Genomic DNA, 21,752 nt, shown 5'->3' on the forward strand with positions numbered 1-21,752 from the left:
AGGGTGACACCCCTCCGTCAGCACTTCGTGCTGCCACCTCCCCCACAGGGGGAGGATGAGCGCGCGTCGGATGCGTCAGGCGCATTATCACCGGCCGATTGAAAAGCCTATGGAAGGGTGACGGGACCGCCTTGGCCGTTTGCTGGAAAATCCTCTGACGCCTCAACGTCAGGTGGGGACCATATAGATCGGGCCGGAGCCCGCCCAGGGACAGCCCCCTAGGATGTGATTATCGCCTCAGGGATGTTCGCTAAAGCTCGTACCAGGCAGTACCCGTCCACCCCAATCTAGGCGTCCGCAGCGCGGGCGGCAAGCCCGTCGCGCAGCTTTTCTATGCGGTCCGCCAGCGCCTCTATCGCTTGCGCTGCCAGTTCGTCGTCCGTCTCCAGCGCCAGACTTTGCTGGCGGGCGGCGGTGTCGCGGCGCATGTCGTTCAATTCATCGGCCAGGAACAGCGCGGCGAACAATAGGCTGCGCACCTCCGTCATGCCAGGCATCCCCTGCTGCGCGGCCCGCGCCTTCTCCTCGATCAGGCTGGCGAGATGGGCAAGGTGCGCTTCTTCGCCATCGCGGCATCGTATGTCATAATGGCGTCCGGCGATGTGCAGCGTGGTTTCAGCCAATGGTCCGGCCCTTCAGATCGGCGATCAGCGCATCGAGCGAACGCAGCGCCGCGCGGGCGCCGTCCACATCCATATCCTGTCCGCTGGTGGGGAGTGGGGATGGGGCGACCGCAAGGCGCGCCACATCCTGTTCGAGCCGACCCACTGCACGTTCCAACGTGCCAATTGCCTGCATCATGCGCTCGCTTGCCATTCCTCACGCATAGCGAAACTTGGCGCGGCACAAAAGCGATCATTGGACCGACAAGAGGCCGCTTTCACGCCTGCCGCGGTTGACGCATGGGGCTTGACGAGACAAAGGAGGCGCGATCTCGACTCGCCCGCAAAGCTTGCGGGCTGTTCAGTGTTATTCAGGCCAGTCCTGTTCAGGAAAGACGCACGCTGCCGATGACCGTTTCCGATAAGTCGCTCGCCAACGCCATCCGGGCGCTCTCCATGGACGCGGTACAGGCCGCCAATAGTGGCCATCCGGGGATGCCGATGGGCATGGCCGATGTGGCAACGGTCCTGTTCAGCGACTATCTGAAATTTGATCCGACCCAGCCCAAATGGGCCGACCGTGACCGCTTCGTCCTGTCGGCGGGTCATGGTTCGATGCTGATCTACAGCCTGTTGCACCTGACCGGCTATGCGCGCCCGACGATCGAGGACATCGCCCATTTCCGCCAGCTGCACAGCCCCTGCGCTGGCCATCCTGAAAATTTCGAGCTGGCGGGCGTCGAGGCGACAACCGGTCCGCTGGGTTCGGGCCTTGCCACCGCCGTCGGCATGGCGATTGCGGAGCGACACCTGAACGCGCAGTTCGGCGACGATCTGGTCGATCACCGGACCTGGGTGATCGCGGGCGACGGTTGCCTGATGGAAGGCATCAACCATGAGGCGATTGGCCTGGCCGGTCACCTGAACCTTGGCCGCCTGATCGTGCTGTGGGACGATAACAAGATCACCATCGACGGCGCGGTCGACCTGTCGAGCAGCGAAGATGTGCGCGCCCGTTACGAAGCGACCGGCTGGCATGTCGTGTCGTGCGATGGCCATGACGTCGCCGATGTGCGCCGCGCGCTCGCCGAAGCGGTCGCCGATCCTCGCCCCTCGCTCGTCGCCTGCGCCACCAAGATCGGCTATGGTTCGCCCAACAAGGCAGGCACGTCCGGCGTTCACGGTTCCGCGCTGGGTGAGGCCGAAGTCGCCGCTGCGCGCGAATATCTCGGCTGGGACGCCGCGCCCTTCGTCATCCCCGCTGACATTGCCGCCGCCTGGAAGGCGATTGGCGCAAAGGGTTTCCAAACCCGTTGTGAATGGGAAGAGCGTTTGCGGGCCGCCCCAGCGCACATTCATACCGAATTTGAACGTCGAATGGGTGGCTTCCTTCCAGATGACTTTTCGCTCGAAGCCTATATCGACAGCCTGATCGCCGCGCCGCAAAAGGTCGCCACCCGCAAGGCCAGCGAACTGACACTGGGCGCGATCAACGATCTGCTGCCCGAAACGCTGGGTGGATCGGCCGACCTCACCGGTTCCAACAACACCAAGACCAAGTCGACCGGCCCGCTGACGAAAGACGATTATTCGGGTCGCTATGTCTATTATGGCATCCGCGAATTCGGCATGGCCTGCGCGATGAACGGCATGGCGCTGCATGGCGGCGTCATCCCCTATGGCGGCACTTTCCTGGTCTTTTCTGACTATATGCGCGCGGGCATCCGCCTGGCCGCGCTTCAGCAGCAGCGCGTGATCCATGTCCTGACCCATGACAGCATCGGCCTTGGCGAGGATGGTCCGACCCACCAGCCGATCGAGCATGTCATGTCGATGCGGATGATCCCCAATCTGGACGTCTATCGGCCTGCCGACATTGTCGAGACGGCGGAGTGCTGGGAACTGGCATTGAAGGATGCAACCGGCCCGTCTGTGCTGGCGCTCACGCGCCAGAACCTGCCGCAGTTGCGCACGCAAAAGAGCGAAAACCTCTCCGCCAAGGGCGCCTATCGCCTCGTCGCGGCTGGCGCGGATCGCAAGGTCGTGCTGATCGCCACCGGTTCCGAAGTCGAAATCGCGGTCGATACCGCCAAGGCGCTGGAAGAACAGGGCATCGGTGCCGATGTCGTGTCCATGCCCAGCTGGGCGCATTTCGACGCGCAGCCGCAAAGCTACAAGGACGACCTGCTGCCGCATCATGTGCTGCGCGTGTCGATCGAGGCCGGGACGACCTTTGGCTGGGAACGCCATACCGGCATCGCCGGCCTGCGCTTTGGCATTGACAGTTTCGGCGCATCCGCACCCGCCGAAGCGCTTTACGACCATTTCGGCCTGACCGCCGCGAAGATCGCGCCGCAGATCGTGGCCGCTCTCAACAACTGACCGAACAACAACTTCAGGAGGCTAGTGCAGTGGCAACGAAGGTAGCAATTAACGGTTTCGGACGTATCGGCCGCCTGGTGGCGCGCGCCATCCTCTCGCGCACCGACCATGATCTGGAACTGGTCAGCATCAACGATCTGGGCGACGTCAAGTCCAACGCCCTGCTGTTCAAGCGCGACTCAGTCCATGGCAACTGGACGGGCGACGTCAGCGTCGACGGCGATTTCCTGGTCGTCGATGGCAAGAAGATCAAGGTGACCGCCGAGCGCGATCCCGCCAACCTGCCGCACGCAGCGCTGGGCGTCGAAATCGCGCTGGAATGCACCGGCATCTTCACCACGAAGGACAAGGCGAGCGCGCATCTGACCGCAGGCGCCAAGCGCGTCATCATTTCCGCGCCCGGCACCCATGTCGATCGCACCGTCGTGTTCGGCGTCAACCATGATGCGCTGACCGCCGACGATATCGTCATTTCCAACGCCAGCTGCACCACCAACTGCCTGGCCCCGCTCGCCAAGGTGCTCAACGACGCCATCGGCATCGAAAGCGGCTTCATGACGACGATCCACAGCTACACCAACGACCAGAATACGCTGGATCAGTTGCATAGCGACATGCGCCGCGCCCGCGCCGCTGCCCTCTCGCAGATCCCGACATCGACCGGCGCTGCGCGCGCAGTGGGCGAAGTTCTGCCCGAATTGAAGGGTAAGCTGGACGGTTCGTCGATCCGCGTGCCGACCCCCAACGTGTCGGTCGTGGACCTGAAGTTCATTCCCAAGCGCCCGACCACCAAGGATGAGGTCAACGCGCTGCTCAAGGCCGCGTCGGAAGCTGGTCCGCTCAAGGGGGTGCTGGGCTATTCGGACGAGCCGTTGGTCTCGATCGACTATAATGGCGATCCGCGCAGCTCGACCGTCGATAGTCTGGAAACCGCAGTGGTCGACGGCAAGCTGGTCCGTGTGCTCAGCTGGTACGACAATGAATGGGGCTTCTCCAACCGCATGATCGACACCACCGGGGTGGTGGCGAAGTTCCTGTAAGACAACGAACGGACTAACCTCCGTTCGCCCTGAGCTTGTCGAAGGGCCGCACTTCTTGAAAAAGAAGGACGAGGCTTCGACAGGCTCAGCCCGAACGGGGTTGAGCGCTCAAGGGAAGATATATGACCAAACCGTTCAAGACACTCGACGATATGGGCGACATCCACGGCAAGGCCGTGCTGGTGCGCGAGGATCTGAACGTGCCGATGCAGGACGGTTCGGTCAGCGACGATACCCGCCTGCGTTCGGCCATGCCGACGGTGCTGGAACTGGCTGATCGCGGCGCAAAAGTGTTGATCCTGGCCCATTTCGGCCGTCCCAAGGGCCAGAAAAACCCCGAATATTCGCTGTCGAAGATCACCCGCCCGCTCGCCCAGGTGCTGGGCCGCGAAGTGCAGTTCATCCCCGATTGCCAGGGGGAAGCGGCGACAGACGGTATCGCGGTGATGCGCCCCGGCGACATTGCCATCCTGGAAAACACCCGCTTCCACGCGGGCGAGGAAAAGAACGATCCTGTTCTGGTCGATGCGATGGCCGCGATTGCCGACTTCTATGTCAACGACGCCTTCTCCGCCGCGCACCGTGCCCATGCCTCGACCGCAGGGATCGCGCACAAGCTGCCGTCTTTCGCTGGTCGCGCGATGGAGCGGGAACTGGATGCGTTGCAGGCCGCGCTTGGCACCCCGGTCAAGCCGGTGGCCGCTGTCGTTGGCGGCGCGAAAGTCTCCACCAAACTGGATGTGCTGAACCATCTGGTCACCAAGGTCGATCATCTGATCATCGGTGGTGGCATGGCCAACACTTTCCTCCACGCGCGCGGTGTCGATGTCGGCAAGTCGCTGTGCGAGAAGGATCTGGCCGACACCGCCGAAGCGATCTTCGACGCAGCGGAAACCGCCGGTTGCACCATCCATCTGCCCTATGACGTGGTGGTCGCGAAGGAATTTGCCGCCAACCCGCCATCGGTCCGCACCTGCAACGTCCATGAAGTCGCGGCCGACGAAATGATCCTCGACGTCGGCCCTGCCGCTGTCGAGGCACTGGCCGACGTCCTCAAGACCTGCCGCACGCTTGTGTGGAACGGCCCGCTCGGCGCATTTGAGATCGCGCCGTTCGACACCGCGACCGTCGCGCTCGCGCGCACCGCAGCGGCGCTGACCAAGGAAGGGCAGTTGACCTCGGTCGCCGGTGGCGGCGATACTGTGGCAGCCCTCAACCATGCAGGGGCAGCGGCCGATTTCACCTTCGTCTCGACGGCGGGCGGCGCTTTCCTGGAATGGATGGAAGGCAAGGATTTGCCGGGCGTAAAGGCCTTGATGGCCTGACGACCGACCAACGATAGCGCCGCTTTGGAGAGAGCGGTGCTGTCCCTTTTAGAGAGAGTATGTGCAGATGCTGGATCAGGTTCAGAAGCAGAAGATTGCGACAGGCGAAGGCTTTATCGCCGCGCTCGACCAGAGCGGTGGGTCGACGCCCAAGGCGCTTAAGGGCTATGGCATCGAGGAAGGTGCCTGGTCCAATGACGAGGAAATGTTCGGCCTGATCCATGCGATGCGCAGCCGCATCATCACCGCGCCCGTGTTCACCGGCGACAAGGTGCTGGGCGCGATCCTGTTTGAACGCACGATGGACGGCACCGTCGATGGCAAGCCAACCCCGCAGGCACTGATCGAGCGTGGCGTCGTCCCCTTCATCAAGATCGACAAGGGTCTGGAGGATGAGGCGAACGGCGTTCAGGTGATGAAGCCCAATCCCGACCTCGACGTCCTGTTGCACCGCGCCAAGGCGCTGGGCGTGTTCGGGACCAAGGAACGTTCGGTCATTAACCTCGCCAACCGCGAAGGCATCGCCGCCGTGGTCAAGCAGCAGTTCGAGATCGGCCAGCAGGTATTGGCCGCGGGCCTCATGCCGATCATCGAACCCGAAGTGAACATCAAGTCGCCCGAACGGGCCGAGTCCGACGCGATCCTGCTCGACGAACTGGTCAAGGCGCTCGACGCGCTGCCCGCCGACCAGCAGGTGATGCTCAAACTGTCGCTGCCTGTGCAGCCGGGCCTGTTCGATCCGCTGGTCGATCATCCCCGCGTGCTGCGCGTTGTCGCGCTGTCGGGCGGCTTCGCCCGTCCCGAAGCCTGTGTCGAACTGGCCAAGAATCGCGGCATCATCGCCAGCTTCAGCCGCGCCCTGCTCAACGACCTGCGCCACCAGATGAGCGACGATGAATTCAACGCATCGCTCGGCGAAGCGATCGACGAAATCCACGGTGCATCGGTCGCGAAAACGCCGGTTGCGGCATAACGGGGTAGCCTGACTTACGGCCTGACTACCGCCTGATCCTCCCCTTGTAGGGGAGGTGGATGGCCGAAGGCCAGACGGAGGGGTATCACCCTATCGATAGGGCGACACCCCTCCGTCACGCGCTGCGCGTTACCACCTCCCCTTGCAGGGGAGGAGAGGAAGGAAAGCGACAGGCTTTCGTTACGGGGCTGGCTGGGCTAACACCCCGCCATGACCGATTTTACCGATGAAGAGCTGGCGCTCGATCCGCATTTTGCCGACCAGTTTGTTCAGGGCTTCCGCCCCGCCTGCCAGCTTTACCTGATATCCCCGCCGACAATCGACGCGACCTTCGCGGATTCGCTCGCTGCCGCGCTCGACGGCGGCGATGTCGCCGCATTCCAGTTGCGGCTCAAGGGACTGGACGAGGATGCGATTGCTGCGCTGGCCGCGCCGTTGCAGGCGCTCTGTGCGCAGCGCGATGTCGCCTTCATCATCAACGACAGCGTCGCGCTGGCGCAGCGGCTTGGTGCCGACGGCGTGCATCTGGGGCAGGGGGATGGCGACCCGCGAGAAGCGCGCAAGATATTGGGGCCGAAGGTACAGATCGGCGTCACCTGCCACGACAGCCGCCACCTGGCGATGGAAGCGGGCGAGGCGGGTGCGGATTATGTTGCGTTCGGCGCTTTCTACCCCAGCACGACCAAGGAAGTACTGCACCACGCCGAACCCTCGATCCTGGGCTGGTGGACCACCATTTTCGAGCTGCCCTGCGTCGCGATCGGCGGCGTGACAGCGGATAATGCAGCCCCGCTGGTCGCGGCAGGCGCGGATTTTCTGGCGGTCAGCAGCGCGGTGTGGAACCATCCGGCGGGACCGGGCGCTGGCGTCGCGGCCTTTGCCGATGTGCTGCAACAGGCCCGCGACGGAGCGCCAGACCCGCTATGACCATCATCGTCCATCACCTCAACAACAGCCGGTCGCAACGCATCCTGTGGCTGCTGGAGGAACTGGGCGAACCCTATCAGGTCATCCGTTACGAGCGCGACCGCAAAACCATGCGCGCACCCGCCACGCTGCGCGCCATCCACCCGCTGGGGCGCTCTCCGGTGGTAGAGGTGGACGGTCACGCCCTGATCGAAACCGGCGCGATCATGGACTATCTGGTCGCCCGCGCAGGGCGCTTTGGCCCGCCCGCCGATGCGATTGGCGCAATCCGCTATCGCCAATATATGCATTATGCCGAAGGATCGATGATGCCGCCGCTGCTGGCTTTGCTCATCATCGGCAAGCTCGGCCTGCTCGGTCGTCCCGCGCGCCCGACGGTGCAACGTATGCTGGACGATCATCTCGACTGGCTGGAAAGCGAACTGGCGTCGCGCCCCTATTTCGCGGGCGATGAATTTACCGCCGCCGACATGATGATGAGCTTCCCGATCGAAGCCTCCCGCTCGCGCGGCGGCCTGAACGAATCGCGGCCCGCCATCATGCGCTGGCTGACCGAAATACAGGCGCGCCCGGCCTATCAGGCTGCCCTCGCAGCAGGCGGTCCCTATGCTTACGCCTGATCGCCGCACTGTGCTCGCCTCCATGGCGGGGTTGGCGGCCAGCGCTGTCACCCCGCGCCTGTTCGCGCAGGAGCGGGCGGCGGAAGCCCTGACGTCACTTACCGGCACGGTCGCACCCATCGGCCGCCCCGAACGCGCCGATCGCCTGATCCGCGCGCAGGCGGCCATGCAGCGCGCCGGGATCGACGCGCTGCTGATCGAGCCCGGCGCGAGCCTTGTCTATTATAGCGGCGTCCGCTGGTGGCGCAGCGAACGGCTGACCGCCGCGATCATCCCCGCAAGCGGCGCGCCGCTGATCATCTGCCCCTTTTTCGAGAAGCCCTCGATCGAAGAATCGCTCGGCATCGCGGCGGAGGTGCGCGTCTGGCAGGAACATGAAAGCCCACACGCGCTGATCGCCACTGCCCTGAAGGAACGCGGGCTGGCGCGTGGCCGCATCGGTATAGAGGAGACCGTGCGCTATTTCGCCGTCGATGGCCTGAAAGCCGCACTCCCCGGCGCGAACCTGATCCCCGACAGCGTCACCCGCACCCTGCGGATGCGCAAGACGCCCGCCGAAATCGCATTGATGCAGACCGCCGCCGACGTCACCATGGCCGCCTATCGCTGGACCTACCCCCAGGTGAAGGCGGGCATGACCCCCGCCGACATCGCCGCGCTGATGACCGCCGCGACGACAACGCTGGGCGGCAAGCCCGAATTCAATCTCGTACTAGTCGGCGAAGCGGCCGCCTATCCCCATGGCTCCGGCAAGCCGCAGGCGGTGCGCGCGGGTGAGGTGGTGCTGATGGACTGCGGCTGCACGGTCGGCGATTACCAGTCCGACATCAGCCGCACCTTCGTCCACGGCGCGACGCCCACCGCGCAACAGCGCAAGGTCTGGAACGACGTGTCGCGCGGCCAAAGCATCGCGATCAAGGCTGCCAAGCTCGGCGCACCCGCCGGCTCGGTCGATGACGCGGTGCGCGGCTGGTATGCAACACAGGGCTATGGCCCCGGCTACGCACTCCCCGGCCTGTCCCACCGCACCGGCCACGGCATCGGCATGGAGGGGCATGAGCCGGTCAACCTGGTCCATGGCGAAACCACCAAGCTGGACGTCGGCATGTGCTTTTCCAACGAACCGGGTCTGTATCTGCCGGGCGTGATGGGCGTCCGCATGGAGGATTGCTTCCACATGACCGCGCGGGGACCGGTGTGGTTCTCCAAACTGCCAGTGTCGATCGAGGACCCGATCGGGTAATTCCTCCTCGGCAAAGCAGAGCAATTGCATGTGACTTTTCGTTATTCTTTCAACGTCATCCTGAACTTGTTTCAGGATCCATCGCGCCCCAAAAGCCAACAATCGTGACGAGAAATGGATGCTGAAACAAGTTCAGCATGACGAAGTAAAATGAGATGCGGCCTATATGCGATAGCCCTGCCCGGCATTGGAAGGGATCGTTCATCTTGTCGCTGCGTCCGGTCGCTGCCCCCTCCGCCAGGGCTACGCCCCGGCACCTCCCCGTACCGGGGAGGAAAAGCCGAAAAGCCCCGCTTGTGCGGCGGGCCGCTTCCCACTAAATCGCCCCCATGACATCGACCAACGACATTCGCCGCTCCTTCCTCGACTATTTCGGGGCCAACGGCCACACCATCGTCCCGTCCGCGCCGCTGGTGCCGCACAACGACCCGACTTTGATGTTCGTCAATGCGGGGATGGTGCCGTTCAAGAATGTCTTTACCGGGCTTGAAACCCGCCCCTACAAGACCGCGACGTCAAGCCAGAAGTCGGTTCGCGCGGGCGGCAAGCATAATGATCTCGACAATGTCGGCTATACCGCGCGCCACCATACTTTCTTTGAAATGCTGGGCAATTTCAGCTTCGGCGACTATTTCAAGGAACAGGCGATCAGCCATGCCTGGACCCTGCTGACCAGGGAATGGGAGCTTCCGGCCGAGAAGCTGACCGCAACCGTCTATCACACGGACGACGAGGCGTTCGACCTGTGGCGCAAGATCGCCGGCCTGCCCGAAGAACGCATCATCCGCATCCCGACCAAGGATAATTTCTGGGCGATGGGCGACAGCGGGCCGTGTGGTCCCTGTTCGGAAATCTTTTACGACCATGGCGACCATATCTGGGGCGGCCCTCCCGGTTCGCCGGAAGAGGATGGCGATCGCTTCGTCGAAATCTGGAACCTTGTGTTCATGCAATATGAGCAGGAAGCCAATGAGATCGTCAGCGAACTGCCCAAGCCAAGCATCGATACCGGCATGGGACTGGAGCGCATCGCCGCCGTCATGCAGGGCGTGCATAACAATTATGATACCGACACGTTCAGGGCGCTGATCGCCGAAAGCGGCGCGATCACCAGGACTGCGACGGATGGCGACCATCAGGCCAGCCACCGCGTCATCGCCGATCATCTCCGCTCGACCAGCTTCCTGATTGCCGACGGCGTGCTGCCCGCGAACGAGGGCCGCGGCTATGTGCTGCGCCGCATCATGCGCCGCGCCATGCGCCATGCGCACATCATCGGTGCCAAGGACCCGTTGATGTATCGCCTGGTCGGCAGCCTCGTCTCCGAAATGGGCGGCGCCTATCCCGAACTGGTCCGCGCCCAGCCGCTGATCGAGGAAACGCTGCTGCGCGAGGAAACCCGTTTCCGCAAGACGCTGGAAAACGGCCTGCGCCTGCTCGATGAAGCGACGACCGGCATGGTCGAAGGCGGCACGCTGCCCGGCGAAACCGCGTTCAAACTCTATGACACTTACGGCTTCCCCTATGACCTGACCGAGGACGCGCTGCGCACCCAGGGTCTGGGCGTGGACCGCGCCGGTTTCGACGCCGCCATGGCCGAACAGAAAGCTGCCGCCCGCGCCGCCTGGAAAGGATCGGGCGAAAAAGCGTCGGACGAAATCTGGTACGACATCGCCGAAACCCTCGGCAGCACCGAATTTGTCGGTTACGCCTCGACCAAAGGCGAAGGCGAAGTACTGGCCATCGTCAAGGACGGCGCGCGCGTTGATAGCGCGACGGTCGGCGATAGCGTCGCCATCATTACCAACCAGACGCCTTTCTATGGCGAAAGCGGCGGCCAGAATGGCGACGCGGGGACGATTACCTCGCTCGGTGGCCTGACGGCGCAAGTGGCGGACACGTCCAAGCCGCTGGGCCGCCTCCACGCGCATCAGGCAGTGATCAGCGCGGGCAGCGTCAAGGTCGGCGACACCGTCAACCTGACCGTGGATGTCGAGCGCCGCGACCGCATCCGCGCCAACCACAGCGCCACCCACTTGCTCCACGCAGCGCTGCGCAAGGAACTGGGCGCGCATGTAACGCAAAAGGGGAGCATGGTTGCGGCCGAACGGCTGCGCTTCGACTTCTCGCACCCCGAAGCCCTGACCCACGCCCAGATCGCCAAGGTCGAGGCGGATGTGAACGCGCAGATCCGCCATAACGAGGAGGTCACGACCCGCCTCATGACGCCCGACGACGCGATTGCGGCGGGCGCGATGGCGCTGTTCGGCGAGAAATATGGCGACGAAGTCCGCGTTCTTTCCATGGGGAAGGGCGACGATCTTCATTATTCGGTCGAACTGTGCGGCGGCACCCATGTCCGCGCGACCGGCGACATCGCCCTGCTCAAGATCGTGTCGGAAAGTGCCGTCTCCAGCGGCGTCCGCCGGATCGAGGCACTGACCGGCGAGGCCGCACGCCTCTGGCTGGTCGATCGTGAGGACAGACTGCGCCAGTCCGCTGCCACGCTCAAGACGTCGCCCGAAGATGTGCCCGCGCGCATCGCCGCGCTGGTGGAACAGAGCCGCAGGCTGGAGCGGGAACTGGCCGAAGCGAAGAAAGCGCTGGCGCTGGGCGGCAGTGCGTCGGGCGCGGCGCCTGCTGGCCCGGAACAGGTGGGCAGCATCAGCTTCATGGCGCAGGTCATCGACGGCCTCGACCCCAAGGAATTGCGCGGGATCGTAGACGGCAACAAGAAAGCGCTGGGCAGCGGCGTGTCGGCGATCGTCGCTATGGTCGATGGCCGCGCGACCATTGCCGTGGGCGTTACCGACGATCTGATCGGCACGATCAGCGCGGTCGATCTCGTCCGCGTTGGCGTGGAAGCGCTGGGCGGCAAGGGTGGCGGCGGCCGCCCCGACATGGCGCAGGGCGGCGGGCCGGACGGGGACAAGGCGACGGCAGCGATAGACGCAGTCAAGGCCCGACTTGCGGGGAGTCCCGGCTAACCTCATGGCGATATTCAACCGCGACTCCGACGATGAAGTGGCACGCGGAGCGCGCGCCGTTGTTGTCCACGCCGAAACCCACGGGCTGGAACGCCGGGACAGCGACGCAAGACTGGAGGAAGCGCGCGGGCTGGCGCTGGCCATCGGCATCGACGTGCGCGCGGGGCAGGCGTTCCGCGTCCGCGACCGCAAGCCCGCCACCCTGTTCGGCAGCGGTCAGGTGGACCAGATCGCCACGCTGGTCGTTCAAGAGGAGGCCGAACTGGTCATCGTCGACAATGCCCTGTCGCCGGTCCAGCAGAGCAATCTGGAAAAGGCAGTAGGCGCGAAGGTGATCGACCGCACCGGGCTTATTCTGGAAATCTTCGGCGAACGCGCGGCGACCAATGAAGGCCGTCTCCAGGTCGAACTCGCCCATCTCGATTATCAGGCGGGGCGGCTGGTGCGCAGCTGGACCCATTTGGAACGGCAGCGCGGCGGATTCGGCTTCCTCGGCGGTCCGGGCGAAACCCAGATCGAGGCGGACCGGCGGATGATCCGTGACCGCATGGCCAAGATCCGCAAGGAACTGGAGCAGGTCACCCGCACCCGCGGCCTCCACCGCGCCCGGCGGCAACGCGCGCCTTGGCCGGTGATCGCGCTGGTCGGCTATACCAATGCCGGAAAATCCACGCTTTTCAATCGCCTGACCGGGGCTGACGTCATGGCGGAAGACCTGCTCTTCGCCACGCTCGATCCCACCATGCGCCAGATCGCGCTGCCCGGTCTCGACAAGGCGATCCTGTCCGACACGGTCGGCTTCGTCTCCGACCTGCCGACCCAGCTCATCGCCGCCTTCCGCGCGACGCTGGAAGAAGTGCTGTCCGCCGACCTCATCGTCCATGTCCGCGACATCGCGCACCCGGACAGCGACGCCCAGCGCGACGATGTGCTGGACGTGCTGAGTGAGCTTGGCGTGGCCGGGGAGGGCGCGCTGGACCGTGCCGAGGGCGAACCGGCCGCCCCACCGATCATCGAGGCATGGAACAAGCTAGACCTGCTCGACCCGGAAGCCGAAGCACTGGCCCGCGAAACCGCGTCCCGCCGCGATGATGTCGTGATTCTCTCGGCACTGACGGGGGAGGGCGTGCCCGACCTGCAACGCGCGATCAGCGCCAAAATGACCGCCGGTGCCAAAGTCTATGGCCTGCGCATCGCAGCCGCCGACGGCGCGGCACTGGCCTGGCTCCACGAACATGGCGAAGTGTTGACCAGCGACGCGCAAGGCGAGGAAACCCGCGTCGAAGTGCGCTTGTCGGATGCGGCGTTCGCGCGGTTCGGGAAGCGCGGGCAGGGGTAGGGACTGGCCCTCTTACGCCAGCGCTTTTTCCACGACCCCTACAGCCTGCTTCAGCGCGTCTGCGCGGTCGCAGCCATGGCCGCATTTTTCCTGCTGATACTCCAATTTGTGCAGGATATTGCGGGCGGCATCGACATTGCCGAGACGGATTTCCGCGATCGCCAGCCCAGACATCGCACCGGGATGACCATTGCGGCCGCGATAGAGGCTCTGTTCAAAATAGCGCCGCGCCGCTGCGGCTTCGCCCAGGCCCAGCTTGGCCACGCCCTTGAGGAAACGCGCCTGACGGCTGGGCGTTTCGCCGATCACAGTCGCGAGCAGGCTGTCAGCCTGCACAAAATCGCCCGACGCGATCAACTGCTGCGCCTGCTGCAAGTCCGACGCCGCGCCGGAATGACTGCTGCGGAAATTGTCCGGGCCAAAACCGGTTACCGGTATGACGCCCATCGGGCTGGCGGTGTTGAAATGAATACCCGAAATGCCAGTGCCATTCTGCTGGGCATAGGCTGGCATAGCTACAGCGCACAGGAGCGGGAGAAGGATAGTCAGACGCATCGCGGGTTCCTCCATCTGATCGGTGGAGGAAAGCTATGGTGTTTGCAGGTACTTGTCAAATTTAGGTTTCAATTCTGAACCTTGTCTGAAATATGTCTGGAGATCGGTCCCCCTCACAACGCCCGAAACATCACCAGCGCGTCCACATCTCCCAACCCCGGATGCGCAAACGCGCCCGGCAGTCGCCCGACCACGGCAAAGCCCATGACCTGCCACAAGGCCACCGCGCGGACATTGCTCGCCACCACGAAGTTGAACTGCATCGCGCGGAAGCCCAATTCCCGTGCCAGATCGAGCGAAGCCGCGCACATGCGCCGCGCGACGCCGCGTCCGGTTGCGCCCTGTGCCACGACATAGCCCGCATTGGCGACATGCGCGCCGCCACCGCTCTGGTTCGCGCGCACATAGAAAACGCCCAGCACCGCGCCATCCTCTTCCAGCACGCGCACCGTTCGGTCGGGTGACAGCCAGAGGGAGAGGGCGGTCTGCCGCGTCATGTCGCGCGGGATGGCAAGCGTTTCGCCCGCGCGAATCACTGGTTCCAATATCGCCCAGATTGCGTCATGATCGGCGGGCGTAACAGCGCGGATCAAGCGGGGGCTTCGGCACGCTTGGCCCGTTGCCAAAGCGCTTCCTTCTCATCGAGCGTCAGGGCGGCAAAAGCGTCCCCGGCAATCTCCTCCATCACCCGGAACCGCCGGTCGAACTTGGCATTGCCCCCGCGTAGAGCTACTTCCGGGTCAATCTTCAGATGCCGTGCGAGGTTGACCACCGCGAACAGCAGGTCGCCCACTTCCTCCTCGCGCTCCGCTGGGGTCGCAGCACCCTGTACCTCGTCCAGTTCCTCGACAATCTTGGCGATCGCGCCGTTCGTATCGGGCCAGTCGAACCCCGTCCGCGCCGCGCGCTTCTGCAACTTCTCGGCGCGCAGCAATGCGGGCAGGGCGATCGCAACCCCAGCCAGCGCGCTGCTGTCCGGCTCCTTTTCCGCCCGCTCGGCCGCCTTGATCGCCTCCCACTGGGCATGGCCATCTTCGCGTTTCGTGCCTTCGCCAAAGACATGCGGATGCCGCCGGATCATCTTCTGGGTGATGCCATCGATCACGTCTTGCAAACTGAAATGCCCGGCCTGTTCCGCCATGCGGCTATGAAAGGCAACCTGGAGCAACAAGTCGCCCAGTTCATCGCGCAGCGCCGCCATGTCGTTGCGCTCGATCGCGTCGGCAACCTCATAGGCTTCCTCGATCGTATAGGGCGCGATCGACGCGAAATCCTGTTCGATGTCCCACGGACAGCCCGTATCAGGATCACGCAACCGCGCCATGACATTGGCAAGCGGCATAATGTCGGCGGGACTGGCTGTAGGCATAGGGTAACCTGGGCTGATGGAGAGAAATCAAAAACGGCGATAGTGGCTCGACAGGGCGTTGGCCAGACGGCGGTTTCGATTTGAAGCGCGACATCCATGGGATGCGTAGCATTTCATCCAGGGTGGGGCGAGCCCCACCCTGGATGGCAAATCTACCGGGCGTTGAGGAGGGTGATTTGCTCTCCCAGAACGTCATGCGGGGTGCGATAGTTCAGGCACTTGCGAGGGGTGCTGTTGATGCGATCAGCAACGGCCTGGATTTCCTTATCCGATAGCAACGCCAGGTCCGTGTCAGACGGCAGGAAGCGCCGTATGCGACCGTTGCTGTTTTCCACGCTGCCCTTTTGCCAGGGTGCCGATGGCAGGCAGAAATAGCTCGTCATCGCGAGTTTCTTCTGGAGTGTCACAAAGGCAGCAAATTCCGTTCCCCGGTCAAAGGTGATGCTCTGACGCAGGGAAGGGGGCAGCATGTGCAAGTGGTGCTGGATTCCCGACATGACGCCGGCGGAATGCCGACTGGGATTGCGGGCGAGGATAGTAAACCGGCTGCGGCGCTCGACCAGCGAGGTGAGGTTGGCTTTGCCATATTCCAACCTGAAGATCATCAGGTCGCCTTCCCAATGACCAAAGCTGCTGCGATTACCGATTTCGGAAGGGCGTTTGCCAATGGTGTTGGCCAAAGGGATATGCAGACCGCGGGGCTTGCGCGCATAGCGCTGCCGTCGAGATCGACGGGCAACAGGCAGAAGGCGCCACAGGCCCTGGCTTCGTCCGTCCGGCCCATAGACGAACTGGTAGATGGTCTCGTGACAGACGGCTTCACGATTACCGCGATGGCGTCGAAGGTATCCCGCAATCTGCTCCGGCGACCAGGCTGCTGACAAGCGGTCGGCGATATAGGCGGCAAGCTCGGGCTTTCGGGCGATTTTGCCGCCACGCACCCGGCGCCTGTCCGCCATCGTTTGTGCGGCCGTTGGAAAATAGCCACGAAACACCGGCTCGTCATCGAGATGCTGATTACGTTTGAGCTCGCGATAGATGGTCGAACGATGTCGCTGCAGCGACGCTGCTATCTGATGCACGGACCGCCCGGTTGCAGCCAGTTGATAGATATGTCGCCGCTCATCCAAACCCAGATGCTGGTAGCCGTTCATCATGTGCCTTCCTGGAAAGGGGATCAAACCCCTATAAATCCTAGGATTTCGCACTTCGATCTAGAATCCACCGACCCGTTGATTTAAGTACGATAATATATATTATGTTAAATCATATATCATCTGCGCCTATGTTCGGCTCACTGTCGGCTTATCCTCAATCCTCGCGGATCAGGCTGGTCTTTGCCGTGTCCTTCATCCGCACATAGACCACCAGAGAGATGGCGATCATCACGCTGACATAGATATAGAATGCCTGCTCCATACCGGCCTGCTTGAACCACAGGGCTACCAGTTCCGCCGTCCCGCCGAACATCGTATTGGCCAGCGCATAAGGCAGCGCCACGCCCAGCGCCCGGATATGCGCGGGAAACAGTTCGGCCTTCACCACCGCATTGATCGAGGTATAGCCGGTCACGATCACCAGCCCCGCCATCACCAGCAACCCGGCGACCACCGGATCTTTCGTCACCGCCAGCGTCGCGAAGATCGGATAGGTGCAGATTACCCCCATGACGCCGAAGCCGATCATCAGCGGCTTGCGCCCGATCCGGTCCGACAGCGCGCCAGCGACGGGCTGTAACAGCATGAAAACAAACAGGGTAACCGCATTGATTTGCGACGCTGCCTCGCGGCTTAGCCCGCTGGTGTTGACCAAGAATTTCTGCATGTAGATGGAGTAGGCATAGAAGGCGATCGTGCCCCCGGCGGTCAGCAGCATCACCGTCAGCGTCTCGCGCGGATGCTTGGTGATCAGTTCGACAAAGCCGGACTCAGGCGCGCCCTCGGCCTTGGCCACGGCAAAGCTCTGCGTCTCGGCCAGCCCGCGCCGCAGCCAGAACACCACGACCGCCAGCGCCCCGCCGATGAAAAAGGGTATCCGCCAGCCCCACGCATCCAGTTGCGCCTCGCTCAACGTAGCCTGCAACAGCAGCAGCACGCAGATCGCAACCAACTGTCCGGCGATCAGTGTCACATATTGAAAGCTGGAGAAGAAACCCCGTCGGTTCCTGCCCGCCATTTCCGACAGATAGGTCGCACTCGCGCCATATTCGCCGCCGATCGACAAACCCTGCATCAAGCGCGCCAGCACCAGCAGCAGCGGCGCGGCCACGCCGATCGTCTCATAACCCGGCGTCACCGCGATCAGCAGCGATCCCGCGCACATCAGCGCCACCGACAGCGTCAGCCCGCTCTTGCGCCCGTGCCGGTCGGCATAGACGCCCATCAGCCACGCGCCGATCGGACGCATCAGGAAGCCAACCGCAAAAATGCCTGCCGCGCTCAACAACTGGGCGGTGCGGTCCTGGCTGGGGAAGAAATGCGGCGCGAAATAGAGGGTGAAGGCGGCATAGGCATACCAGTCATACCATTCGACCAGATTGCCGGTCGAGCCGCCGATAATGGCTTTCAGCCGCTCGCGCTGGGTCGGCGGCGCGGTCATGGCGTCAGCACCATCTCACCATTTTGCACGCCCCAGCTTTTCAGTCGGGAAAGCATGTTCATGCCGATCACATTGACTTCCCCGAAGGTTGGCGAGACGACGACAGGCAAATCGCTCGCCCGCACCGGGCCGATCGCCAGGCTGGCGATGCTGGATCGCCGCGCCTCCACCCTGCCATTGGCGGTCGTCATGATGACGCCGGGCGCGCCGACATCATAGTTCAGGCCCGACGCCTGCGCCGTATTCTCCGACAATGCCGTAATCGTCGCGCCGCTATCGATCAGGAAGCGTGCAGGCGTGCCGTTGATCGTCGCTTCGACCCAATAATGGCCATCGGGCGCGACCGGGATGCGGATCGACTGTCCTTCGGCTTTGGCAGGCGGCAGCGCGGCGGGCGCTTCATCGACCATCGCCCCCTGCTCCGCCCAACGCCCGGTCAGATAGCCTTCCTTCTGCGCCAGTTTGAACAGGCCCAGCAGTCCGGCAAAGATGGCGACCCACAGCAGCGCCATGCGCAGCACCCCGCCCCAGGCGAGCCGCCGACCGATGAGCGCGGAGCCGACCAGCACCAGTGCCAGCACATACCAGAGGGTTGATGCCGCCTGATCGCCGCTGTCCATCAATCCCCCTGCTCTGCCGGTTCCAAAATTATCACCATGCCGTCATAGCCCGGTTCCACCCCGTTGGGGAGGGCGCGGCACAAAGTCGCATAATCCATGCTCTGGTCCATATGGGTCAGGATAGCGCGACCGGGCCGGGCGGCGGCAATGCCGTCCAGCGTCAGCGCCAGATGCGGATGGGTGGGATGCGGCTTTTCTCGCAGCGCGTCGACCACCCACACATCAACCCCATCATAAAGCGCCAGCATATCCGGGGTCAGGTCATGAAAATCCGTGGCATAGGCGATGGACCTGCCACCATGGCTGAAGCGAAATCCGGTCGAATAAATATCACCATGCGGCTGATCGACACAGGCAATGTCGATGTCGCCGATGCGCAGCCCATCGGGCAAAACCCGGCCATCAATGGTCTGGTGATAGCCGTTGCGCCCGTCAAAGGCATAGGCGAAGCGCTGGCGCAGCAGGCGGAGCGTCTGCGACCGGGCGTAGCCCGGCAGCGGGACGCGGCGATGGTGATAGAGTTGGCGCACATCGTCGATGCCATGGCTGTGATCGGCATGGTCGTGCGTCCACAATATCGCGTCGATGTGGATGACGTCGGCGGCCAGCAACTGCGCGCGCATGTCGGGCGAGGTGTCCACCAATATCCGGGTCGTCGCACTTTCCACCAGGATCGATACGCGGGTGCGGCGGTTCTTCGGCTCGGACGGGTCGCACGTCCCCCAGTCATTGCCGATGCGCGGAACCCCCGACGATGTGCCGCTGCCCAGGATCGTGAGTTTCAGACTCATGCCACCTTCTGGAACAATGTACGGAAATTGGCGGAGGTGGCGGCCGCCAGATGCTCGATGCTCTCGCCGCGCAGATTGGCCAGGAATTTCGCCGTGTCAGCGACGAACGCTGGCTCGCAAGGCCGCCCGCGATGCGGCACTGGCGCGAGGAAGGGCGAGTCCGTCTCGACCAGCAGCCGGTCGATCGGCAGGCGCGCGGCGGTCTCCTGCAAATCCTTCGCGCTCTTGAAGGTCACGATGCCCGATATGCTGATGTAGAAGCCCATCTCCAGCGCCGCGTCGGCAAAGGCACCGCTGGCGGTGAAACAGTGGATCACGCCGGTATAAACGCCCTTCCCCATTTCATCGCGCATCACCGCCAGCGTATCCTCCTCCGCATCACGGGTGTGGACGATCAGCGGCAGGCCGGTGTCGCGCGCTGCGACGATGTGCGACCGGAAACTGCTGCGTTGCCGTTCGCGGTCGCTATGGTCGTAATAATAATCAAGGCCCGTTTCGCCGATCCCGACCACGCGGGGATGCGCCGCGCGGGCGACCAGCTTGGCGGTGTCGATATGGGGATGTTCGTCCGCCTCATGTGGGTGGATGCCGACCGTCGCCCACACGTCCGGCGCGCGGATCGCCGTGTCCAGCACTGCGTCCCATTCGCTCTCGCGCGTCGCGATGTTGAGCATCAAGTCGATGCCGGACGCGCGCGCACGTTCCAGCACATTCTCCTGATCCTCGACCAACCCCTTGTAATTGAGGTGGCAATGGCTGTCGATCAGCATGGGTTCAGCCGTCCGCTTCGGTCAGTTCGAGCCGGGGGAAGAGCGGCTTGGGCGCGGCGAGGATGAAATCGCTTGTCGCCAGCGGTGAATACCAGTGATCGCCGATCGCGCTGTAGGTCCGCTTGTCGGCGGGGATGCCCATATGATCGAGTAACGCGGTGGCGCTGGCCGGAATCACCGGCAGGACCGCGACCGCCAGCTGCGCGATCGCGATATACAGAGTCGCCAGCACCGTCTCCATCCGCTGCGGATCGGTCTTGCGCAGGGTCCAGGGTGCCTGCGCGTCGATATATTGATTGCAGGCGAATGCCGCGCGCAGCCAGGCGTCGATCGCGACCGATGGCGCAAGATCGGCCATGGCGGTGGGCATGTCGGTGCGGACCACGCGGTTGATCAGGTCGAACAATTCGCTGTCGGCGGGGTCATGACCATGAATGGCGGGCAGATGCCCTTCCAGATTCTTCGCGATGAAGCTCAACGTACGCTGTGCCAGATTGCCGAACGCATTCCCCAGATCGCTGTTGGAGCGCTGGACGATCGCCTCCGCGCTATAGCTGCCGTCGTTACCGAACGTCACTTCGGACAACAGGAAATAGCGCAACTGGTCGACACCGAACCGCTCGGCCAGTTCGATCGGGTCGGCGACATTGCCGACCGACTTGGACATTTTCTCGCCCCGGTTCAGCAGGAAGCCATGGCCGAATATCTGCCTGGGCAGGGGCAGCTTCGCGCTCATCAGGAAGGCTGGCCAGTAAACCGCATGAAAACGCACAATATCCTTGCCGATAATGTGCGTGATGTCGCCCCCTTCCGCCCAATATCGCGCCATCCGATCGGCATCGTCTGGATAGCCGCAGCCGGTCAGATAATTGGTCAGCGCATCGACCCACACATACATGACATGCCCGTCCGCGCCGGGCACCTTGACCCCCCAGTCGAAACTGGTGCGGGAGATGGAGAGGTCCGACAGGCCACCCTCGACGAAGCGCAAAATCTCGTTGCGGCGGCTGTCGGGGCGGATGAAATCGGGCTGGCTTTCATAGAGCGCCAGCAACCGGTCCTGATAGTTGGACAGGCGGAAGAACCAGCTCTCCTCGACCGTCCATTCCACCGGCGTCCCCTGGGGCGAGAGCTTGACGCCCCCTTCCCCGTCGATCAGTTCCTTTTCGTCGTAAAAGGCTTCGTCGCGGACCGAATACCAGCCTTCATAACGATCCAGATACAGGTCGCCATTGGCCTCCATCGCCTGCCAGATCGCCTGGCTGGCATGGTGGTGTGCCGGTTCGCTGGTGCGGATGAAGCGATCATGGCTGATGTTCAGCGTCTCGTTCATGGCGCGGAAATAGCCGGACATTTCATCGGCCAATGCCAGTGGCACGATCCCCCGGTTGCGTGCGGCCTGAGCCATTTTCAGGCCATGTTCGTCGGTCCCGGTCTGGAAGAACACGTCGCGGCCCATCATCCGCTGGAACCGGGCAATCGCGTCGGTGGCGATCACCTCATAGGCGTGGCCAATATGGGGACGGCCATTGGGATAGGAGATGGCGGTGGTGATGGTATAGGGCTGGGACATGGGATGTCCCTAGCGGCTGTTGCGCCGGGCGGGAAGCC

20 protein-coding genes and 1 other RNA gene are annotated in these 21,752 nt (G+C 63.4%); 9 read left to right on the top strand and 12 right to left on the bottom strand.

All coding sequences use genetic code 11. The annotated features are described in order from the left end of the window. Nucleotides 1–119: 119 nt before the first annotated feature. The 3 genes from ssrS to EBBID32_RS01025 form a co-directional block, all read right to left on the bottom strand. A non-coding RNA gene (ssrS, locus tag EBBID32_RS25305) (6S RNA) lies at nt 120–276 on the bottom strand. A gap of 11 nt (nt 277–287) precedes the next feature. Beyond that, a complete protein-coding gene (locus EBBID32_RS01020; RefSeq protein WP_006949148.1) occupies nt 288–623 on the bottom strand; it encodes a cell division protein ZapA in 336 nt (111 codons plus the stop codon). Then, the gene (locus EBBID32_RS01025) at nt 616–816 is read right to left on the bottom strand and encodes a hypothetical protein (RefSeq protein ID WP_231382071.1); all 201 of its coding nucleotides are present in this window, start codon (nt 814–816) and stop codon (nt 616–618) included. The genes EBBID32_RS01020 and EBBID32_RS01025 overlap by 8 nt, the downstream gene beginning before the upstream one ends. Nucleotides 817–1,010: 194 nt before the next feature. On the opposite strand from EBBID32_RS01025, the gene tkt reads away from it, so the two are divergent. From tkt to hflX, 9 genes are all read left to right on the top strand, one after another. Continuing rightward, nucleotides 1,011–2,984 carry a transketolase gene (gene tkt, locus EBBID32_RS01030; protein WP_037488095.1) on the top strand — a complete coding sequence of 658 codons (1,974 nt, stop codon included), beginning with the start codon at nt 1,011–1,013 and terminating at the stop codon, nt 2,982–2,984. Between the two features lie 29 nt (nt 2,985–3,013). Beyond that, on the top strand, nt 3,014–4,024 hold the full coding sequence (gene gap, locus EBBID32_RS01035; RefSeq protein WP_006949157.1) for a type I glyceraldehyde-3-phosphate dehydrogenase: 1,011 nt from the start codon (nt 3,014–3,016) through the stop codon (nt 4,022–4,024). A gap of 122 nt (nt 4,025–4,146) precedes the next feature. Beyond that, nucleotides 4,147–5,349, top strand: a complete 1,203-nt coding sequence (locus EBBID32_RS01040; protein WP_006949159.1) for a phosphoglycerate kinase — start codon at nt 4,147–4,149, stop codon at nt 5,347–5,349. Nucleotides 5,350–5,416: 67 nt separating this feature from the next. After that, entirely contained in the window at nt 5,417–6,322 is a 906-nt protein-coding gene (locus tag EBBID32_RS01045; protein ID WP_037488098.1) for a fructose bisphosphate aldolase, read from the top strand. A 210-nt stretch (nt 6,323–6,532) separates the two neighbouring features. Then, entirely contained in the window at nt 6,533–7,249 is a 717-nt protein-coding gene (gene thiE, locus EBBID32_RS01050) for a thiamine phosphate synthase (protein WP_006949164.1), read from the top strand. Continuing rightward, complete coding sequence (locus EBBID32_RS01055) at nt 7,246–7,869, top strand: glutathione S-transferase family protein (RefSeq protein WP_006949165.1); 624 nt, start codon at nt 7,246–7,248, stop codon at nt 7,867–7,869. The genes thiE and EBBID32_RS01055 overlap by 4 nt, the downstream gene beginning before the upstream one ends. Next, on the top strand, nt 7,856–9,112 hold the full coding sequence (locus tag EBBID32_RS01060) for a M24 family metallopeptidase (protein WP_006949167.1): 1,257 nt from the start codon (nt 7,856–7,858) through the stop codon (nt 9,110–9,112). The genes EBBID32_RS01055 and EBBID32_RS01060 overlap by 14 nt, the downstream gene beginning before the upstream one ends. Nucleotides 9,113–9,441: 329 nt before the next feature. Further along, nucleotides 9,442–12,099 carry an alanine--tRNA ligase gene (gene alaS, locus EBBID32_RS01065; protein WP_006949168.1) on the top strand — a complete coding sequence of 886 codons (2,658 nt, stop codon included), beginning with the start codon at nt 9,442–9,444 and terminating at the stop codon, nt 12,097–12,099. 4 nt (nt 12,100–12,103) lie between these two features. Beyond that, a complete protein-coding gene (gene hflX, locus EBBID32_RS01070; RefSeq protein ID WP_006949170.1) occupies nt 12,104–13,438 on the top strand; it encodes a GTPase HflX in 1,335 nt (444 codons plus the stop codon). A gap of 12 nt (nt 13,439–13,450) precedes the next feature. Here hflX and EBBID32_RS01075 read toward each other — a convergent pair whose 3' ends face one another. The 9 genes from EBBID32_RS01075 to metG form a co-directional block, all read right to left on the bottom strand. Beyond that, nucleotides 13,451–13,993 carry a tetratricopeptide repeat protein gene (locus EBBID32_RS01075; protein ID WP_037488101.1) on the bottom strand — a complete coding sequence of 181 codons (543 nt, stop codon included), beginning with the start codon at nt 13,991–13,993 and terminating at the stop codon, nt 13,451–13,453. A 113-nt stretch (nt 13,994–14,106) separates the two neighbouring features. After that, nucleotides 14,107–14,619, bottom strand: a complete 513-nt coding sequence (locus tag EBBID32_RS01080) for a GNAT family N-acetyltransferase (protein WP_037488104.1) — start codon at nt 14,617–14,619, stop codon at nt 14,107–14,109. After that, nucleotides 14,583–15,362 (bottom strand): nucleoside triphosphate pyrophosphohydrolase, encoded by a 780-nt coding sequence (gene mazG, locus EBBID32_RS01085; protein ID WP_037488108.1) that lies wholly within the window; start codon nt 15,360–15,362, stop codon nt 14,583–14,585. Before mazG ends, EBBID32_RS01080 begins: the two co-directional genes overlap by 37 nt. A gap of 152 nt (nt 15,363–15,514) precedes the next feature. Beyond that, nucleotides 15,515–16,519, bottom strand: coding sequence for an IS30 family transposase (locus tag EBBID32_RS01090; protein WP_006949179.1), 1,005 nt, complete (start codon nt 16,517–16,519; stop codon nt 15,515–15,517). A gap of 154 nt (nt 16,520–16,673) precedes the next feature. Then, complete coding sequence (locus tag EBBID32_RS01095; protein ID WP_006949180.1) at nt 16,674–17,960, bottom strand: MFS transporter; 1,287 nt, start codon at nt 17,958–17,960, stop codon at nt 16,674–16,676. Continuing rightward, nucleotides 17,957–18,580, bottom strand: a complete 624-nt coding sequence (locus tag EBBID32_RS01100; RefSeq protein WP_006949181.1) for a retropepsin-like aspartic protease family protein — start codon at nt 18,578–18,580, stop codon at nt 17,957–17,959. The genes EBBID32_RS01095 and EBBID32_RS01100 overlap by 4 nt, the downstream gene beginning before the upstream one ends. Further along, nucleotides 18,580–19,371 (bottom strand): MBL fold metallo-hydrolase, encoded by a 792-nt coding sequence (locus EBBID32_RS01105; protein ID WP_006949182.1) that lies wholly within the window; start codon nt 19,369–19,371, stop codon nt 18,580–18,582. Before EBBID32_RS01105 ends, EBBID32_RS01100 begins: the two co-directional genes overlap by 1 nt. Further along, a complete protein-coding gene (locus EBBID32_RS01110) occupies nt 19,368–20,141 on the bottom strand; it encodes a TatD family hydrolase (RefSeq protein ID WP_006949183.1) in 774 nt (257 codons plus the stop codon). Before EBBID32_RS01110 ends, EBBID32_RS01105 begins: the two co-directional genes overlap by 4 nt. A gap of 4 nt (nt 20,142–20,145) precedes the next feature. Further along, nucleotides 20,146–21,714, bottom strand: coding sequence for a methionine--tRNA ligase (gene metG, locus EBBID32_RS01115; protein ID WP_006949184.1), 1,569 nt, complete (start codon nt 21,712–21,714; stop codon nt 20,146–20,148). Between the last annotated feature and the right edge of the window lie 38 nt (nt 21,715–21,752).

It is taken from the genome of Sphingobium indicum BiD32 (assembly GCF_000382885.1).
GTDB classification, from domain to species: domain Bacteria; phylum Pseudomonadota; class Alphaproteobacteria; order Sphingomonadales; family Sphingomonadaceae; genus Sphingobium; species Sphingobium japonicum_C.

Coding starts and splice junctions, on each gene's coding strand:
- EBBID32_RS01025 (WP_231382071.1), bottom strand. CDS start 816: ATGGCAAGCGAGCGCATGATGCAGGCAATTGGCACGTTGGAACGTGCA.
- tkt (WP_037488095.1), top strand. CDS start 1,011: ATGACCGTTTCCGATAAGTCGCTCGCCAACGCCATCCGGGCGCTCTCC.
- EBBID32_RS01040 (WP_006949159.1), top strand. CDS start 4,147: ATGACCAAACCGTTCAAGACACTCGACGATATGGGCGACATCCACGGC.
- EBBID32_RS01045 (WP_037488098.1), top strand. CDS start 5,417: ATGCTGGATCAGGTTCAGAAGCAGAAGATTGCGACAGGCGAAGGCTTT.
- thiE (WP_006949164.1), top strand. CDS start 6,533: ATGACCGATTTTACCGATGAAGAGCTGGCGCTCGATCCGCATTTTGCC.
- EBBID32_RS01055 (WP_006949165.1), top strand. CDS start 7,246: ATGACCATCATCGTCCATCACCTCAACAACAGCCGGTCGCAACGCATC.
- EBBID32_RS01060 (WP_006949167.1), top strand. CDS start 7,856: ATGCTTACGCCTGATCGCCGCACTGTGCTCGCCTCCATGGCGGGGTTG.
- alaS (WP_006949168.1), top strand. CDS start 9,442: ATGACATCGACCAACGACATTCGCCGCTCCTTCCTCGACTATTTCGGG.
- hflX (WP_006949170.1), top strand. CDS start 12,104: ATGGCGATATTCAACCGCGACTCCGACGATGAAGTGGCACGCGGAGCG.
- EBBID32_RS01075 (WP_037488101.1), bottom strand. CDS start 13,993: ATGCGTCTGACTATCCTTCTCCCGCTCCTGTGCGCTGTAGCTATGCCA.
- mazG (WP_037488108.1), bottom strand. CDS start 15,362: ATGCCTACAGCCAGTCCCGCCGACATTATGCCGCTTGCCAATGTCATG.
- EBBID32_RS01090 (WP_006949179.1), bottom strand. CDS start 16,519: ATGATGAACGGCTACCAGCATCTGGGTTTGGATGAGCGGCGACATATC.
- EBBID32_RS01095 (WP_006949180.1), bottom strand. CDS start 17,960: ATGACCGCGCCGCCGACCCAGCGCGAGCGGCTGAAAGCCATTATCGGC.
- EBBID32_RS01100 (WP_006949181.1), bottom strand. CDS start 18,580: ATGGACAGCGGCGATCAGGCGGCATCAACCCTCTGGTATGTGCTGGCA.
- EBBID32_RS01105 (WP_006949182.1), bottom strand. CDS start 19,371: ATGAGTCTGAAACTCACGATCCTGGGCAGCGGCACATCGTCGGGGGTT.
- EBBID32_RS01110 (WP_006949183.1), bottom strand. CDS start 20,141: ATGCTGATCGACAGCCATTGCCACCTCAATTACAAGGGGTTGGTCGAG.
- metG (WP_006949184.1), bottom strand. CDS start 21,714: ATGTCCCAGCCCTATACCATCACCACCGCCATCTCCTATCCCAATGGC.